Here is a 16,487-nt window from a genome sequence, read left to right as displayed (position 1 = left end):
ATAAATCGTTTATTACTTGCTCAGCGAAATCCTATGCTAATAACAAATCCGATCAGGCATTCTGTTTTGGTCGACCTGCCTGCCATGTCCCCATTTTGTAAAGTGGGTCGTGGAACTGATCTTATCGAGCCACGTCTACACGGCTCTAGGCGGTTGATGTTGGCAGCGGTAAGTGTACTGTCGATGACCCCGTTTGCGGCTGAAGCTTGGACTCTTGATTTTTCTCCGACATCCTATTCTGCTAATGAGGCGGATGGCGCAGTTTCTGTTAACGTTAGAATTGCCTCTTCACAGGCGGATTACGGTGGTTGTACAGTGAGTGGCACTGTTGTTGCCACGGGTGGTTCGGCCACTTCAGGTAGTGACTATAATATTTCCGCTGGAGCGGTTTCCTTTATTGCACCGTCCTCGGGTGGGCTAGGATACTCAGGTGGGCAGTATACCAATACTACTACTGTCAGTATCTCCATTTCGGAGGATACGCTGGTTGAGGGGGCCGAAAACATCAGTTTGGCCTTGCAAAATCCGGTTATTACTGGTTGTTTTGATCCTGCGTCAATTGGTAGTGCCGGTACCGCAAATGTCTCTATCAACGATAACGATACACCCCCCACAACCCCCAACTTGACCAACAATCCTGATTTCACCCCTAATCAACGTTCGATTTACGACGGTCTGGTCAGCGCCTGCGCTAATGCCACGGGTGAATTACTGGAACGATGCAATCAAGTCAGCAATGCCGATCTCGATAACATCATCCCGGACGAGGTGGCCGCCCAGGGTAGTTCGGCGGTCGATTTCGGCTTTAAGCAGTTTTCCATCATACACGGCCGTATCGTCAGTTTACGTAACAGCCAGCAACAGAATTCCATGATGTTGGGATACTCCACCATCAATGTTAATGGCGAAACCATACCGGTCGGTAAGGCCCTAATGACGGCCCTGGGACCCGCGCGGGGCGGGGCGGCTGGTGACGATCCGACCGAGGAACCGTTTCGGGATAGTCCGCTGGGCTTTTTCCTAAAAGGTCAATTCAATGTGGGGGATAAAAAAAGAACCCAGAACGAGCAGGGCTTTGATGTGGACCGCAAGGCCGTCACCTTCGGCCTTGATTACAGCTTTACCGATGATTTGGTGCTGGGTGCTGCATTTGGTTATGGAGGTACCGAAAATAATTACTTCAATAACAACGGCCGCATGGAAACCGATGCGTTCGAGTTTTCTACCTATGGCAGTTATTTTCTTCCCAGCGATTTTTATGTCGATTGGGTCATGAGTTATGCCTTGCATTCATTTGACACCAAAAGACGCATTCAATTAAGCAGTTTTGATACGACGGCCGAAAGTTCGCCCAATGGCGATCAATATGGCATAAGCCTCGGGTTTGGAAAGGATATAGCGATACAGGATATTATTATCAATCCTTATATGCGCATGGAATACATCAACACCCAGGTCGATAGCTATAAAGAAACCGGTGGCGCCGGTTTAGCCTTGGAATTCGATAGTCAGGAGATCGAATCGGCGGCATCGACACTCGGCGGACAGGCTTCCAAAGCCATCAGTATGTCATGGGGAATTTTATCGCCCAGCGTGCGTTTTGAGTGGGTGCATCAATATCTGGATGATAGCCGATTGATTCGGGCTCGTTTCAGTGAAGCCGCCGCTGGCGCGGGAACATTCACCGTTCTGACCGATAATCCGGACCGCGATTATTTCAACATCGGCAGCTCGGTAGCGTTGAACTTGCCCGAAGGCCGGGCAGGATTTCTGCGCTATGAATACCGCTTGGGGCAATCCCAAATTACCGATCATACCGTTGAATTAGGCGCCAGAATTCCGTTTTAAATCAGTGCCCGGGGGATGATCGTTTGAATCCTCCTGTTGGAGGGGGTTGGGGGAGGGAGAATGAAAATACATCTTCCTCATCCCAGTCTTCTTGTTTGGAGAAGCTTGTGTAGAGCCTCTTATGGTCGTCAGACTTCCAGTTCAATAGCACAGCAAGCCAATCTACTCATCATCCCGATTGCCGAAATGATACTCGTAATCGGCCATTGAGCGCTTAATTACTTCATGCGCCTCTTCCCGGCCGTAGACGTGGGTGATTTCGCAAATGCTTTTCTCATGAGGAAGGTGTTTATAAGTCAGAAAATAATGTTTCAAACGATTGATATAAGATTCCGGGCAATCCGAAACATTGCGCCATTGCCGGTAAAACTCGTCGCCTTTCATCACGGCAATGATCTTATCGTCGGCCTCGCCGCCATCCAGTAAGCGAAAGCCGCCAATCGGAATCGCCTGCACGAGTATGTCACCGTGGGTCACGCTACGTTCGCTCAATACGCAAATATCCAAAGGGTCGCCGTCGCCCTTACTGACGGTTTTGCCGGACATGATTTCCGCATACTCCGCTGTTTTTTCCGCGCAGTAGGTTTGCGGAATAAAGCCGTACAAGGTTGGAATCATGCTGGAGAATTTTTGTGGTCTATCGATTTTTAAATAGCCGGTGGCTTTATCAACTTCGTATTTGACGGTGTCGGAAGGGACAATTTCAATGAAAGCGGTGACGATATCGGGGGCGTTTTCGCCGGGTTGAATGCCGTGCCAAGGATGAGCTTTATGTTGAATATTCATGTTGGAAGAGTGGATGGAAACGTATAGTGCTAATTTATCATGGTTTCCTCTGTGAGTGGGCGCCAAGCGTGGCCCGGACTGTATTAACCTCACCGTGCCGATGGCCTTAAGATGGAATAAAGCGGGTTTGTCCAATTCCGGGCGGATCGATGGTGTTGTCGGATTTTTGAATCCGGTAACGCCTCAACCCAGTTAGCCGGCACTCAAATAATAGTAACCATCCCGATGATTGACCACGCGTTGATAGGGTAGGGTGTCCAATTCAGCCAAATAGACGATGGCATGGGTTTTAATTAGGCAGTAGACCCAGTCGCCTTCCCGCAGGTCCATGTCCCGGCAGGCGCCCGGCGTGATTTCGGCCAGTAGCGTGCCGCCGCAATCGACCTGCACGATCAGGCTGTCGCCGCTGGGAATCAACGCGCAGATTCGTCCCTTGATCTGATTCTGGATTGATATGCCCTCGATAAAGCCGCGCGATAAGGCGATGTCGTTGGCGCGTATCGATACCTGGGTTTGGCTGCCTAGCATTAAATGCGGACGTAACGGCAGGGCCAGCGGTAGGCCGAAACTGTCGGCCAGGCTGCAACCGGCTTGATAGTCGTGATCGCGGATGCCGACGGGCAGGATATTGTCGATTTGGCGGATGCCCAGATAACGCAAGATGCCTTGTTGCTTGGCGACTTCGCGTAAGGGGCCGCTACGCAGTATTTGACCATGTTCCAGCACGATCAGACTGTCGGTCAAATCCAGAATTTCGCCCAGCGATTGGCTGGCATACAGCACCGGTAGGCCGAATTCATCTTGCAGCCGTTTCAATATCGGCAGTAATTGCTGGCGGTAAGCGTTGCCGATGGCAGCGAAGGTATCGTCCAATAACAACAGTTTTGGCGATTTCAGTAGCGAGCGTGCCAAGGCCACGCGTTGGCGTTCGCCGGCGGACAGCAATTCGATCGCATGATCGAGCAGGGGGCCTAGTTCCAACAGCCCGACCAAATAATCCAGTTTGAACAAACGCCGTTGTTTCAGCGTGCGTTGATAGGCGGCGGTCAAGTTATCGCGCACGGTTTCGGTCGAATCGGCGCAGTCGTCTTGTAATACCGCGCCCACGGGACGTTGCTCGCGCGGCATCACGATGCCCTTGCGGCTATCGAATAAAATTTTTCCGTCCAGCACGATTTGTCCGCTTTGAGGCTGCAGGGTGCCGGCGATCAAGCTCAGCAACGTACTTTTGCCGGCACCGGATTGACCGAATAGGCCGATGTTGGTATCGCCGACCGATAATTGCGTGCTAAGGTCAAAATGGCCCCGGCGTAGTTTTACATTCATTTCCAGCAACATGCTGCCTCCATCGTAAAGATGGCTCGGCCGCGACGCAATATTATGGTCGCGGCCTAAGCCCCTCCCGCACCGGTGAGAACTGTCCGGGTCAACGGGAAGTTATTTTCAAACCGCTAGCGGCTTAACCGGCGACCGCCAAAATCACCGCGCCGGCCTTGAATACCGCCGTAGCCGCTTGTCCCTTAGCCAAGCCCAATGTTTCGACGCTATCATTGGTGATGGTAGCGGCAAGTTTATCGCCGCCCTTGAGTTCGATATCGATCTCGGAATTAACCGCGCCGTGCTTGACGGCAGTCACCGTACCCGGCAATTGGTTACGAGCCGACAGTTTATAACCGCCGAAATCGGTAACGATAATGACTTGCGGTGCCTTGACCATCGCAATGACATCCATGCCGGATTTGATGCCGAGTTCGTCGACCGATTCCTTGGTTACCGTGGCGGCGATGATCTCGCCACCTTTCAGACCGACATGAACTTCGGCATTGACCGCGCCGACGATCACGTCGCGAACTGTACCGGTGAATTGATTACGTGCACTTGCTTTCATGATGAATCTCCTTATGGGTGAATTAATTTAGTATCGATGTGCCCTTGATTTGCACGAATACCCGCATACCGGCCCGTAAGTCCAACAATACGGCGGACTTGCGGGTGATATGGGCCAACAACGGTAGACTGCCGACGAGTAAACGCACCACGCTCTGGCCGCTGTCATCATCGGCAATGTCGGTAACCACGGCCGGCAAAACATTGAGAATGCTGGTGGCGGTGGGTTCTTGCAGCGTGATGCTGACGTCGCGGGCGTGAATCTGTATCCTGAGCGGCGCGCCGATTTCGGCAGCAAAGCTTGGCAGGTAGAGTTTACCACCATCAAATTCGATATGTATTAAATGGTATAGCGCTTCATGGCCGGCAACCGTCACTTGCCAAACCGTCGCCGCTTCCCTATCGTGGGCCAGCGGCACATCCAGCCGGCTCAAGGTTTCCGACAGCGGGCCGGAAGCCAGCGCTTTGCCTTCGTCCATGATCACCAGATGATCCGCCAGTTGCGCGACTTCCTGCTGGGAATGGGTGACATACAGCACAGGTATGTTCAATTCCCGATGCAAGCGACCCAGATAGGGCAGGATTTCCTGCTTGCGCTTGAAATCCAGGGCCGCCAGCGGCTCGTCCATTAACAGAATTTGCGGATTCAGCGCCAGCGCCCTGGCGATGGCCACCCGCTGGCGTTCGCCGCCGGACAGCCCGTCCGGCATGCGTTCCAATAGATGAGCGATGCCCAAGAGTTCCAGGATATGTGTCAAATCGGCACCGGCCAAGCCGGTGCGCTTCAAGCCGAATTGCAGATTGCCCTTGACCGACAGATGCGGAAACAGATTGGCTTCCTGAAACACATAGCCCAACGAACGCTTATGGGTAGGCAGAAACAAGTTACGTTCGCTGTCCTGCCAGACCTCGCCGTTGATTTGTAAAAAACCATTCGGTGCCTGCTGCAAACCGGCTATGCAGCGCAGCAGCGTGGTCTTGCCGGAACCGGAATGGCCGAACAGCACCGTAACGCCGCTGCCAGGCAAAACCAGGTCTACTTTGAGCCGAAATTCGCCGTAGTCGAGATCGAATTTTGCGTTGATTGGCGTCGTCATTTGAGTTGATGGGCAACGGGGTGAGTCTTCAGCGCGCTGTACAGCACCAGCAACACCGTAAAGGAAAACAGCAGCAGGCCGCCGGCCAGCCAGTGGGCTTGTTGGTATTCCAACGCTTCGACGTGGTTATAGATTTGCACCGACACCACGCGGGTCTTGTCGGGAATATTGCCGCCCACCATCAACACCACGCCGAATTCGCCGACCGTATGGGCAAAGCCCAGGATCGCGGCGGTCATGAAGCCGGGTTTCGCCAGGGGCATTACCACACTGAAAAAAGTATCCAGCGGCCCGGCTCGCAGTGTTGCGGCGGCTTCCAGCGGTTGTCTGCCGATTGCCGCGAACGAGGTCTGCAAGGGCTGCACCACGAACGGCAGGGAATAAAACACCGAGGCCACCACTAAACCCGGAAAGGTAAACGGCAAGGTGCCCCAGCCCAATTCGCTGGTCAGCTGGCCGATGGGGCCTTTCGGTCCAAGCATCACCAGCAGATAGAATCCCAGCACCGTCGGCGGCAGCACCAGCGGCAAGGCCACCAGCGCATTGCAGATGCCTTTGAAGCGCGAGCTGGTACGGGCTAGCCACCAGGCCAGCGGCGTGCCCAACATCAGCATGATCAAGGTAGCCAAGCTGGCGACCTTGAAGGTCAGCCACAGCGTGACAATATCGGCGGAACTTAGCATGTTCAGGGTTGACTAGGCAGGTTGTAACCGTATTTACGAATAATCGCCCGAGCCTCCGGCGATTTTAAAAATTGCAGCAGCGCCGGCGCGGCGGAATTTTCGGCGCCTTTAGTCAGCAAAATCGCATCCTGCCGAATCGGAGCGTAATGCGCATCCGGTACAATCCAGCCCGAGCCGCCGGCTATCTTGCCGTTTTCGATGACTTGGGACAAGGCAACGAAACCTAGCTCGGCGTTGCCGGTGCTGATGAATTGATGGGTTTGCGAGATGTTTTCGCCCTGGACTAGCAAAGGCTGCAGTTTTTCCAATAGCCCCAAGTTTTTCAAGACTTCAACAGCTGCCGCGCCGTAGGGCGCCAGTTTGGGATCGGCCAGCGCCAGATGTTTGAAACCGCCTTTGGCAAGCACTTCGCCTCGATCGTCGACCAAACCCGGAGTCGCCGACCACAACACCAGCTTGCCTAGGGCGTAAGTAAAGCGGGTGTCGGCCACTGCCAGTCCGGCGCTTTGCAATTTGACCGCGTTTTCCTGATCGGCGGCCATGAACACTTCGAACGGCGCGCCATTCTCGATTTGGGCGACGAATTTGCCGGAGGAACCGAACGACAGCTTGGCGCCGTGGCCGGTGGATTTTTCAAAGGCCTCGGCGATCTCGGTCATCGGCTTGGTGAAGTTGGCGGCCACGGCGACCAACACCGTTTCGGCAAAAATCGATGGGGCGACCGACAGCAGCCAGGCGGCGACAGCCAGGCGGAAAAAACGATGATTTAGCATAGGGTTCTCCAAAAGGTTACAAAAAATGTGTAGGGCACGCATTGCGTACCTTGTGACGGTTAAACATTTGAAAATGGTATGCGATACCCAAAGGGCATAAATGCATACCCTACGTTTTTATGCATGCCGCCAAACCTTGATCGCCGAGATTGACAGTATCGCCGCCAAAATCGGCAATAAGGTTTCGGCGGGTATCATGCCGACCAATTGCCCGCCGATAAACGCACCGAACAACGATCCGATGGCCATCACCAACACAAAGTCCCGGCTGCGGCCGACCACCGCAAAGCTTTGATCCGCACTGTAACGGGCGATGCCAGTCAGCATCGTCGGCAGGCTGATCGCCAGCGACAGGCTGCCGGCCAGCTTGATGTCAATGCCGAACAACAAAACCAGGGTCGGGATCAACAATTCGCCGCCAGCTACGCCCATCAGCGAGGCAACCAGGCCGATGACTAAACCCGCCGCGACTCCGGCCAGCACCAACGCACTGCCGGATAACGCCGGCTGATGACTGTTTGCCGGGTTATGGGCGAATAGCAGCAGTATCGCGATCAACACCAGCAACACCGCAATCACCCGATATAGGGTTTCGCTTTTCAATCGAAGCGCCCAACTGGCGCCGAACCAAGCCCCCAACAGGCTGCCGGCCAACAGATTCAGGATCACCGGCCAATGTTCCATCAGAACGGCGAACGGGACGGCGCCGGCCCTGAACGGCAAGGCCGAGGCCACGACGATCAGGCTCATGGTTTTGTTCAGAATCACCGCCTCTAGTGAAGCGAATCCGAACAGACCGATCAACAGCGGCAGCCGAAACTCGGCCCCACCCAAGCCTATCAGCCCGCCCAATATCCCTATGAGTGCGCCGCTGCCGAAAACAGCCGGCTTATTGGTTTTCATCCCGATACCAAGCCATCAAAACCGCAGTTGGCTTTGCACGTAGAAATAATCGACGTCTTCCTTGGTCGGCGCATTGGCGGTGTCCTTGGCGAAGGTTCCCTTGAACAAATGCGCCCAACCGGTTTCGAAATTCAGGCTGCTGTTGAAATCCCAGCGCGCAGTCATTTCGAGCTGCTGGCCGATAAAATTATCGGTTTTGCCGCTAGTATCGCGCAGATTGGCCGTGGTCCAACTGTCCTTGTCTTCCGCCAGCCAGAAGAAGCGGTGGCTGAGCCCGAGTTGCACGTCGGAACGGGGCGCGGCGGTGATGCGGTAACCCGGCGTGTTGATATTGCTACGGGCGAAAGCGCCGTAAATGCCGGTCGCGCCAAACTCGAAACGTCGCGCCCCGTACAAGGTATCGAAGCGCTGGTCTTTGGTGTCGTTGGGATCGTGATCGCCACTGGCATAATCGTATTCGGCGGCCAGGCGTGGCGACCACGGAATATCGAAGGTATAACCGACATCCAAATGCTGATACCAGGCGGCATGATCCTGATTCCTGCCATTGCTGGCGGCGGTGCTGGAGCGCACGGTGCCGAACTGGCCTATGGTTTCGGTTTGGAAGTCGAATTGCCCCTTATTGGGTTTCAGGTAAAAACGCATGCCGGGCGTGAAATAGCGGCGGTTGCGGGTCTGGTTGCGTTGGCTGTCGCCTTCGTCCAGATGATACAGATAAACATCGCTGTTGATGCCCCAGAACAGGTCGCTGACTTCCAGAATACCGCCGGAAAACCAGGTGTGGGTATCTTCCTCGTCGAACTCGTGGGTTTCGTCGAGAATATCGGCGGCTGCGGTCGGATAGCGATTGACCGGCATCGTCACGAAGCCGTTGAATTGCCAGTGATTGTAATCGACCAGTCTGAGCCTGACGCCGGTAAAGCTGTTGATGGTGTTGCGCATCGCATTTCTGGCGACCAGCCGGCGGCTACCGAAATTGAGGGTTTGGCGGCCGGCGATGACTTCGGCACCGTAGCCGCTGTAAAAAATATTCTGATCGGCCCAGGCTAGATAACCTTGGATGAAATCGGCCGTGTCGGCGTGGGTGTTGTTGACGCCGGAACCGCTGTCGGCGCCCAGTGCGCGTGCATCCAGAAATTCGGCGCCGGCGCGGAACTTACCCAAACTGGCTTGCAGCCAGAAGTCGGTTTGCAGCGCGACTTGCTGGTCGCCGCCCCTGCCGTTGGCCTTGAATTGGCCGTCCTGGGTTTCGTAGCGGGTACGCTGCTCCAACGACATAGCCAACCATTTCGGCAAGTTCAGCGCATCGTGCAGATTCCAGACCGGTTTTTCGTACTTGTCGCTGCCCAACAAGGCATCAGACATTTGGCTTTCGAAAGCCGCAAATGCCGGCTTGGTGTAGCTTTTCTTTTCCGCGGCCTGAATAGGTTCGCTGCCGGCGATGTAGAAACCGCTGGCGACAAGCAGGCCGAAGATAGGGTTGGCAACGCTGGTAAGAGCTGTTTTGTGCATCATCGATTACCTATAATCGCAAGTATGGAGTTGTCACCGGCATTGGCGCGTCGACGCGTACTGAACTGATTCGGATAGATTAAAAAGATAACTCCGGTTTAATTCGCTACGCATTTAAGTATATAACGCGACAATGGTAATTGCTATTAAGCAATAGACGCGCCAGTTGTCGGATGTGCTGTTATGTTATTGAATTGTTTTGTTTATTGTTGTTATGCCAAGCCATAAACAATGTTGTGTTTCGGACATTTCGTTATGTTATGTAGGTATAGCGACTGTGCGTCATAACGATTCCAAGAAGCGAATCAGCGATTGCCGTTTGCCGGCGGGTAAATCCGCAAATCGTTGTTTACTCGGCAAGGCTTCGCCGCCGTGCCACAGCACCGCTTCGGCAAGATTGCGGGCGCGGCCGTCGTGCAGAAAATAGCTGTGTTCGTTGATGCGCTCGACCAGACCTATGCCCCACAAGGGCGGCGTGCGCCATTCCTTGCCACCGGCCTGAAAGTCCGGCCGGCCATCGGCCAAGCCTTCGCCCATGTCGTGCACCAACAAATCGGTGTAGGGGTGTATGGTTTGTTTGGACAGTATCGGTAGTTCCGGAAAGTCTCCGGTGATCAGTGTCGGCGTGTGGCAGGTCCCGCAGCCGATTTCTGTAAACAGCTTTTCACCCTGGCTGACGTTGGACTCATCACTGTTACGCCGCGCCGGGACTTGCAGTAGACGCAGATACAGCAATACCGCGTCGAGCTGCGCATCGCTCAATTCCGGCTGCCGGGCCGACGGCGCCTGTTTGCAGGCGGTTTGCGCGGCGCCGCAATTTTCTTGGCGGTGCAGCGATGAGGTGATGCCCATGTCGCCGATGAATGCCCCGGCGATCTGTTGTTTGAGGCTGGCGACGTTGGCTTTCAGGCCGAAGCGGCCTATGATGCTGCGCTGCCGCTCGGCATCCCAGACCAGATTGGGATGGCCTTGCAAACCTTGGCGTTTGCCGTCTTCGGCCAATCGGCGGATGGTTTGTTCATCGATGGCTTCCAATAAACCGAGACCGAAAACCGAAGGCCCGACGCGCGGGGAATAAAGAATGTCGGCGGGAAGTTTGCCGTATTGCGGATCGACAAAGGCGTAGACAGGCTTCCTTAACTTTACCGATTCGCCGTCCGCCAGCTTGATTGTTTCCTCGCGATAATCGACGCTGACGCGCCCTTCGCCCGGCACTCCGGGTATGCCTTGTTCGTTCAATTGGCCGCCATACACCGGATGTGGCAAAGGTCCGCCATGCTCATCCTCTCCGGGCAGGCTCAAACGTATCAGCATGGAACGCATGGCTTGTTGCGGTGATTCCGGCGGCTGGCCTCGGCCGTTTTTGGGATGACAGGACAGACAGGAAATCTGGTTATACAGCGGGCCAAGCCCTGCGATCTCGATGTCCTTGGCCGGTGGAATCACCCAGCTTTGCCGGAACAGGCTGCGTCCGCGAAAAACTTCATCCGATTTTGCCTTGGGTAGGTCCGGATGAATTCGCGAGTAGGCTTCCCGGCTGGCATCGGCGATTTCGAAACCGGTTTCGGCTTGAGCCAGCGGCGGGCCGGCCAGGCAACAGCTCAAGCTCAACAACAGATGAGGCAGTCGCGCGTTCATCGTTCCAGCTCCAGCAGCAGCTTTTCGGCTTCGGCATAACGCTGCTCGATGTCCTTGGCCCAGGCTTGTTCGAGAGACTTGGCTTCTGCTTCGGCTTGGGTGTCGTTGGCGCGGCGGGCGAACAGCTTTTGCAGTTCCGGTTCTTGAGCCTTGGCCGCAGCGATGGGCGGCGCCGTCAACAATTGGCGAAGCTTCAAGAGCCGGGCCGCCTTAGCAGCATCGGCATGTTGTTCCTGCTTTCGCAAACCGAGCCAGAGATTCTGCAGGCGTTGCAGATGATCGCTGAACAGCCGGTCGAACAAAGCATTGTTCAAGGCCAAGCGCTGTATTGCGCCGTTGGGGTCGTAAACCACCGGATGCTCGGCCGAGGCGGCGAAGGGGTCGAAATAGCCGTCGGGCTTATCTTTATAAACGCCGGGGCGCGCCGGCAATTTGCGGATATCCGGATGAAACAGTATTTTCTGGCCGGAATCCGACAACACGAAGCTGACGAAACGTCTGGCCGCTTCGGTATGCTGGCTGGCGGCGGTAATGGCGACATGCGCCGGCGAATAAGCGGTCGGCTCGGGATAGACGAATTGCAGCGGCGCGCCGTTGGCGATGGCCGAAGCCGTGAAAAAGTCGATCGCCGGGCCGATACCGCGCTCGCCGGAGCCGATGATGTCGGTGATGAACGTCGCGCCGGATTCCACCAGGCGGGCGTTTGCGGCGATGCCGGCCAACACCGCCCAGCCTTGCTCCCAACCATATTGCCGCAAGACGCTGTCTATCATCATCGGCGCGAAGCCGACCTTGGACGGCACCGGCAGGGCCAAATGTCCTTGGTAGCGGGCATCGGCCAAGTCCAGCCAGGTCTTGGGCAGCGGCAGGCCGTGTTTTTGCAGATAAGCCGGATTCACCGCGAAGCCGTAGCCGGCCATCTCGCTGACGCAAAAAGTGCCTTCCGGATCGGACAGAGGCATCGCGCCGAGACGGTCGGCCAATCCGCTACGGTCTATGCCAAGTTTTTGCCAGGCGCCCTGCTGTTTTAACACATTGAAGTTCTGTTGCGCGGCCGACCAATAGACATCGACGCCGCCTTGTTGGGGCTGGCTAAGGTAAGGTTGCGCATCGTGCGGCATGCGCCACAGGATTTGCAGGTCGATGTCGGGATTTTGCTGCTCGAAGGCAGTTTCGAATCTTGATACCACCTCTTCGTGAAACGCGGTCAATACCGTCAATTTTTCCTTGGCAAGGGCAGGATAAGCAGTCAGGCCCAGGATCAGGGCGATCAATAGTTGCAAGTTTTTCATGGTTGGTATCCAGCGGCTTAATAACTAAGGTTGAGGTTGGCGAAGTAGTTGCGGCCTGGCTCGGGGAATCCTTCCTCGTAGGCGAAGTTCTGATCGGCGACGTTGTTGACGCCGAATTCGGCGTTCAGTTGTTTGTTGGCGATGAAGGTGGCCTTCAGGTTGCCGATCAAAAAATTTTTTGCTACCCGGGTGCCGGTGGTGTTGCTGTAGCGTTTGTCGTTGTATTCGGTGCTGGCCAGCAGACGCAGATATTGAACAGGCTGATATTCCAGATAGGTAAAGATCTTGTGTTTGGGCGTGTCCAGCGGATAAATGCCAGGATTGCTGATGTTGTTGCGGTCCAGCCAGGTGTAGTTGGCATGAGCTCGCCATTGATCGTTGATTTGCGCGGTGGCGAACAGCTCCAAGCCCAGATTTTCCTGCTGGCCGATATTCTGCAATTGCGAGCATGGCGGACGGCTGCAACTGCTGTTGGGCAGGGTGACGCTTTCGATGGTGTCGTCGATCTGGCTGAAAAACAGGTTGGCGCCGTAATCCACGCGGCCGAAGGCTTTGTCGTCGAAGCCCAGCTCGTAATTCAACGCGCTTTCCGGTGCCAAACTCGGGTTGGGAAGCGCCGTTCCTAGGCGGTAAGAATAGCGGTCCTTGATGGTCGGAAATCGGGTCTTGCGGGCCAGGCTGGCGTGCAGTTGCAGATCGTCGACGATACGGTAAAAGGCGCTGCCCTGGATGTTGTAGGCATCTTTGGTGTCGCTGAGCGGGAAGGATACCAGCTGGTTGTTGATTAAGTTTTGCGCTTGCAACTGACGCTGTTGTTCGTAACTGGTGCCGACCACAAACTTCAGCGTATCGCTCGGCGTATAGCTGTTTTCGATCGCATAGGAAAACAGTTCGTCGGCGAACCGTTGCTGCGGCAGGTTGGTGTTGTTGACTTCGCGATGCACGTCCTGCTTGTAGCTCAAAGTCAGTTTGAATTCGTTGCGGGCCAGCCAGGTATTGCCATATTCCAGGCCGCCGCCGAAGGTGTAATCGTCATAATGGCTGTCGAAGGCATAGGGCCGAGTAATGTTGCTGTAACCGGCGTTGTCGTAAGACTTAAGGCTGTTGCGAAACTTGTCGTGGTAAGCGCGCAATTTGACGCTATGCACGTCGCCAAACTCGGTTCGGGACAGGAAGTACACACTCTCCTTGTCCCAATACGGCCAGCGCCAGTAACGCGGGGTAACGGTGGTATCCGTGCCGGCATAGGGCGGCGTATCCTTGCGGCCGCTCTGGTTACTGTAAGTGATCGTGTATTCGTCGCTGTCGTTGGGGGTCAAACCTAGTTTGATGTTGCCTTTGTAATCGGTGTTACCGGAGTTTTCGCGGATGCCGCCATCCTCGCTGGCCGTCGGCTTGAAGTCGTCGGACAGGCGCCAGAACTGCCGGTCCAGATACGAAGCGCCGCCCTGCAGATACCACGAGCCCTGATTGGCGCCGAAATTCAGCGCGGTCTGATAGTAATTGGCATCAAACTCGGAATCCATGCCCATGCCGGTCGTCAGCTTGGCTTCGAACGGCTTGCTTGGACGCCGGCTGACCAGATTGACGCTGCCGCCTAGGGTGTTGGGGCCATACAACACCGAAGCGTTGCCCTTGCTGACATCGATCTGGCCGATGTCGAAAGTGGTAAAGCGGTTCAGATCGACATTGCCGTCGTAAGGCACATAGACCGGAATGCCGTCGATAAACAGCGGCACTTGCCGGGAGTTGAAGCCGCGAACATAGATCAGCCGTTCGTTGCGCGCCCCCAGATTTTGCACCGAGACGCCGGGTAACAGGTTGAGGGCAGACGCCACGTCGTTACGGTTGTTGCGGCCGATATCCTCGGCGCTAAGTGTTTCTTTATCGGAAAATTGTTGTCGGTCGATTTTGGCATCGATTTCGATGACACCGAGTTCAAAAACGTCGTCATCGGCGAATATCGACCGCGACAATACAGCCATCGTCAAAAATAGACTGCGCGTATGCATGATTTACCTGCTATTGGTTCGGATATGCGGGATCACAAGCTCACTATCCTGACCAGGTTGGTCTTGATATGAACCGATGTTTTCGCATTGCCGGTTATGGGTTAAGTGAACAGACATGTTCTGGACAGGTCTGGCAAAAGGCAGGCTTAGTTTAAATCGTTATGCATGCAAGTAAATAACGATATGGGAAACAGCTTATTCCCCCATGAGAAATAATATTTTTTCGATGTCTTTTCGATCAGTAGTTCAATTATTGATCCGGCCCCATGAAGTTTTAAGCGGCATACTTCACCGGTTGATCCTGAAAGAAACTCCGAACCCTATCAGGGGATTGTTCTAATCGCACCATGTGTTCATTCGCGGCATCGCGCAATTTGGCTTTGGTTCTGACCGGGACTTTTTTGCCCATCGCCTGCTTCAGATCGGCATTCAAGCGTTCTTCTGGATTCAGTTCCGGGCTATAGCTGGGTAAATAAAACATTTCGATTTGGTGGCTGTGTTCTGCCAACCAAGCCTTGACCGGCTTGGCATGATGGACGCGCAGGTTATCGACGATCAGAAAGACTTTTTTGCCGGCATCCTTGATCAGCGCCTGAAGGAATTCGATGAGTTTGTCGGCGTTGAAGGCTTCGTCAATGATCATCCAACGGGTTTTTCCTTGATTGGTGACGGTGGCAATCATGGAGAGTTTTTCGCGTTTGCCGCCTGGCGCATAAGTCACCGGAGTCTGTCCTGCTGGCGCATAGCTTCTGCCTCGCACATCGGTGTTGGTCAATGCGGTTTCATCGCCCCAGTGAATTTCGCCGCCTTCGGCTTTTGCCTTGGCCGCAATGGCGGGATACTGTTCATTCAGCCAAGCCTGAACCGCTTCAGGGCGTTGTTCGTAAGCCTTTTTGATGGGTTTTTGCGGCGTAAACCCCCAGCGGGCCAGATATTTGCCCACGGTTCTCACCGGCAGTTTTATCCCATATTCCTGTTCAATGAGTTGCATCACGGCGGCCCGGCTCCATAAACAGAAATCCATTTTCAATTGTTCCGGGCGTTTGTCGATGATGGCTCGCTGAATCTGCTGTTCTTGCTCAGCGTTTAGCATGCGACCTTGGCCTTTTTCTCGGCCCCGGCTCGTCGGACTTATCGCTCGCCAACCACCTTGCTGATACAAATCCAACGTTCGCCTGACCGTCGGATAGGTCAGGCCCGTCAAGCCGACAATGGCCATGATCTTGATGCCTTTATTATGCAATCGCACGACCTGCTTTCGCCTTTCATGCAGTTGCGCCAGTGTTTGATATCTTGCGTCTTCTTTATCCATGCCATCAAGACAATCAATGAACGCCTTAGTTCAAACTTCATGGGGCCGTATCTATAGATGGAGTTGGCACAGTAGAATAAAACCGAGGTGGCTGGGATGGGACAATGCATGATAATGTCCGGACAATTCAGTGTTTGGGCAAAGGCTTTACCTGGAACTATCGATTAGAATGATGCTAAACTTCCAGATCAAATTTAAGGGCAAATTTTATGCAGCTTGCAATCAGCATTTTGGGAAATAAAGCCGATGGTTTTATCGCGGAAATTCTTTCGGCGATCAGCACCTGCCAGTGCAGCGTGGTGGAACTTCGTACTTCTAATCTGACCGAGATTACCTCGGCTTATATTTTGATCGATGGCAACTGGAATTATGTCGCCAAACTGGAAGGCTTGCTGGATGCGATCCGCAACCGGTTTCAAGTTCAGATCAGTTTGTTGCGTCCACAGGAGTTTGACCCGCCGCCTACCGTGGAGGAGGGGGTGCCTTATACTCTGGAAACGATTTCGATGGATAAAAAAGACTTGCTGTTCGAATTGACCTCTTTTTTATTGGCGCGCGGCATCATCATCGATGAGATCAGTGCCAGTCTGCATCCGGCGATGCTGTTCAAAAATCAGATATTTTCCACCCGTTTCACACTGCTGGTGCCTCCCGATGTACGTATTTTGTCGCTACGCGAGGAATTTTTGGATTTCTGCGACAGCCTGAACATTGACGCCATCCTTGAACCCATCAAACGTTAAT

At 54.4% G+C, this 16,487-nt stretch carries 14 protein-coding genes; 2 read left to right on the top strand and 12 right to left on the bottom strand.

All coding sequences use genetic code 11. The features are described from left to right. Nucleotides 1-33 precede the first annotated feature (33 nt). Nucleotides 34-1,848, top strand: a complete 1,815-nt coding sequence (locus IVG45_RS06985) for an autotransporter family protein (protein WP_330165384.1) — start codon at nucleotides 34-36, stop codon at nucleotides 1,846-1,848. Nucleotides 1,849-2,010: 162 nt separating this feature from the next. Here the strand turns inward: IVG45_RS06985 and IVG45_RS06980 are convergent, their stop codons facing one another. From IVG45_RS06980 to IVG45_RS06925, 12 genes are all read right to left on the bottom strand, one after another. Further along, the gene (locus IVG45_RS06980) at nucleotides 2,011-2,634 is read right to left on the bottom strand and encodes an inorganic pyrophosphatase (RefSeq protein WP_196437136.1); all 624 of its coding nucleotides are present in this window, start codon (nucleotides 2,632-2,634) and stop codon (nucleotides 2,011-2,013) included. 192 nt (nucleotides 2,635-2,826) lie between these two features. Then, a complete protein-coding gene (locus tag IVG45_RS06975) occupies nucleotides 2,827-3,972 on the bottom strand; it encodes a molybdenum ABC transporter ATP-binding protein (RefSeq protein ID WP_196437135.1) in 1,146 nt (381 codons plus the stop codon). 121 nt (nucleotides 3,973-4,093) lie between these two features. After that, nucleotides 4,094-4,522: a TOBE domain-containing protein gene (locus IVG45_RS06970; protein WP_196437134.1), complete on the bottom strand. Its 429-nt coding sequence runs from the start codon at nucleotides 4,520-4,522 to the stop codon at nucleotides 4,094-4,096. A 22-nt stretch (nucleotides 4,523-4,544) separates the two neighbouring features. Beyond that, nucleotides 4,545-5,618, bottom strand: coding sequence for a molybdenum ABC transporter ATP-binding protein (gene modC, locus IVG45_RS06965; RefSeq protein ID WP_196437133.1), 1,074 nt, complete (start codon nucleotides 5,616-5,618; stop codon nucleotides 4,545-4,547). Further along, a complete protein-coding gene (gene modB / locus IVG45_RS06960; RefSeq protein WP_196437132.1) occupies nucleotides 5,615-6,301 on the bottom strand; it encodes a molybdate ABC transporter permease subunit in 687 nt (228 codons plus the stop codon). Before modB ends, modC begins: the two co-directional genes overlap by 4 nt. A gap of 2 nt (nucleotides 6,302-6,303) precedes the next feature. After that, nucleotides 6,304-7,074, bottom strand: a complete 771-nt coding sequence (gene modA, locus IVG45_RS06955) for a molybdate ABC transporter substrate-binding protein (protein WP_196437131.1) — start codon at nucleotides 7,072-7,074, stop codon at nucleotides 6,304-6,306. A gap of 117 nt (nucleotides 7,075-7,191) precedes the next feature. After that, the gene (locus IVG45_RS06950; RefSeq protein ID WP_196437130.1) at nucleotides 7,192-7,977 is read right to left on the bottom strand and encodes a sulfite exporter TauE/SafE family protein; all 786 of its coding nucleotides are present in this window, start codon (nucleotides 7,975-7,977) and stop codon (nucleotides 7,192-7,194) included. A 15-nt stretch (nucleotides 7,978-7,992) separates the two neighbouring features. Then, nucleotides 7,993-9,492 (bottom strand): alginate export family protein, encoded by a 1,500-nt coding sequence (locus tag IVG45_RS06945; RefSeq protein ID WP_196437129.1) that lies wholly within the window; start codon nucleotides 9,490-9,492, stop codon nucleotides 7,993-7,995. A gap of 279 nt (nucleotides 9,493-9,771) precedes the next feature. Next, nucleotides 9,772-11,127: a di-heme oxidoreductase family protein gene (locus IVG45_RS06940; protein WP_196437128.1), complete on the bottom strand. Its 1,356-nt coding sequence runs from the start codon at nucleotides 11,125-11,127 to the stop codon at nucleotides 9,772-9,774. Beyond that, nucleotides 11,124-12,419 carry an ABC transporter substrate-binding protein gene (locus tag IVG45_RS06935; protein ID WP_196437127.1) on the bottom strand — a complete coding sequence of 432 codons (1,296 nt, stop codon included), beginning with the start codon at nucleotides 12,417-12,419 and terminating at the stop codon, nucleotides 11,124-11,126. Before IVG45_RS06935 ends, IVG45_RS06940 begins: the two co-directional genes overlap by 4 nt. A 17-nt stretch (nucleotides 12,420-12,436) precedes the next feature. Next, nucleotides 12,437-14,431 (bottom strand): TonB-dependent receptor plug domain-containing protein, encoded by a 1,995-nt coding sequence (locus tag IVG45_RS06930; RefSeq protein WP_196437126.1) that lies wholly within the window; start codon nucleotides 14,429-14,431, stop codon nucleotides 12,437-12,439. A 274-nt stretch (nucleotides 14,432-14,705) separates the two neighbouring features. Beyond that, the gene (locus IVG45_RS06925) at nucleotides 14,706-15,743 is read right to left on the bottom strand and encodes an IS630 family transposase (RefSeq protein ID WP_196437125.1); all 1,038 of its coding nucleotides are present in this window, start codon (nucleotides 15,741-15,743) and stop codon (nucleotides 14,706-14,708) included. Between the two features lie 209 nt (nucleotides 15,744-15,952). Here IVG45_RS06925 and IVG45_RS06920 point away from each other — a divergent pair, with 209 nt between their 5' ends. After that, nucleotides 15,953-16,486: a glycine cleavage system protein R gene (locus IVG45_RS06920; protein WP_196437124.1), complete on the top strand. Its 534-nt coding sequence runs from the start codon at nucleotides 15,953-15,955 to the stop codon at nucleotides 16,484-16,486. Nucleotide 16,487: the final 1 nt, after the last annotated feature.

This window comes from Methylomonas sp. LL1, assembly GCF_015711015.1.
Lineage (GTDB): Bacteria > Pseudomonadota > Gammaproteobacteria > Methylococcales > Methylomonadaceae > Methylomonas.
The sequence above is the reverse complement of the archived record's forward strand: the minus strand, read 5'-3'. Positions and strand labels throughout refer to the sequence as shown.

Bases quoted from the DNA above. Each gene is read 5' to 3' on its own strand.
- IVG45_RS06985 (WP_330165384.1), top strand. From the start codon at position 34: ATGCTAATAACAAATCCGATCAGGCATTCTGTTTTGGTCGACCTGCCT.
- IVG45_RS06980 (WP_196437136.1), bottom strand. From the start codon at position 2,634: ATGAATATTCAACATAAAGCTCATCCTTGGCACGGCATTCAACCCGGC.
- IVG45_RS06975 (WP_196437135.1), bottom strand. From the start codon at position 3,972: ATGTTGCTGGAAATGAATGTAAAACTACGCCGGGGCCATTTTGACCTT.
- IVG45_RS06970 (WP_196437134.1), bottom strand. From the start codon at position 4,522: ATGAAAGCAAGTGCACGTAATCAATTCACCGGTACAGTTCGCGACGTG.
- modC (WP_196437133.1), bottom strand. From the start codon at position 5,618: ATGACGACGCCAATCAACGCAAAATTCGATCTCGACTACGGCGAATTT.
- modB (WP_196437132.1), bottom strand. From the start codon at position 6,301: ATGCTAAGTTCCGCCGATATTGTCACGCTGTGGCTGACCTTCAAGGTC.
- modA (WP_196437131.1), bottom strand. From the start codon at position 7,074: ATGCTAAATCATCGTTTTTTCCGCCTGGCTGTCGCCGCCTGGCTGCTG.
- IVG45_RS06950 (WP_196437130.1), bottom strand. From the start codon at position 7,977: ATGAAAACCAATAAGCCGGCTGTTTTCGGCAGCGGCGCACTCATAGGG.
- IVG45_RS06945 (WP_196437129.1), bottom strand. From the start codon at position 9,492: ATGATGCACAAAACAGCTCTTACCAGCGTTGCCAACCCTATCTTCGGC.
- IVG45_RS06940 (WP_196437128.1), bottom strand. From the start codon at position 11,127: ATGAACGCGCGACTGCCTCATCTGTTGTTGAGCTTGAGCTGTTGCCTG.
- IVG45_RS06935 (WP_196437127.1), bottom strand. From the start codon at position 12,419: ATGAAAAACTTGCAACTATTGATCGCCCTGATCCTGGGCCTGACTGCT.
- IVG45_RS06930 (WP_196437126.1), bottom strand. From the start codon at position 14,431: ATGCATACGCGCAGTCTATTTTTGACGATGGCTGTATTGTCGCGGTCG.
- IVG45_RS06925 (WP_196437125.1), bottom strand. From the start codon at position 15,743: ATGGATAAAGAAGACGCAAGATATCAAACACTGGCGCAACTGCATGAA.
- IVG45_RS06920 (WP_196437124.1), top strand. From the start codon at position 15,953: ATGCAGCTTGCAATCAGCATTTTGGGAAATAAAGCCGATGGTTTTATC.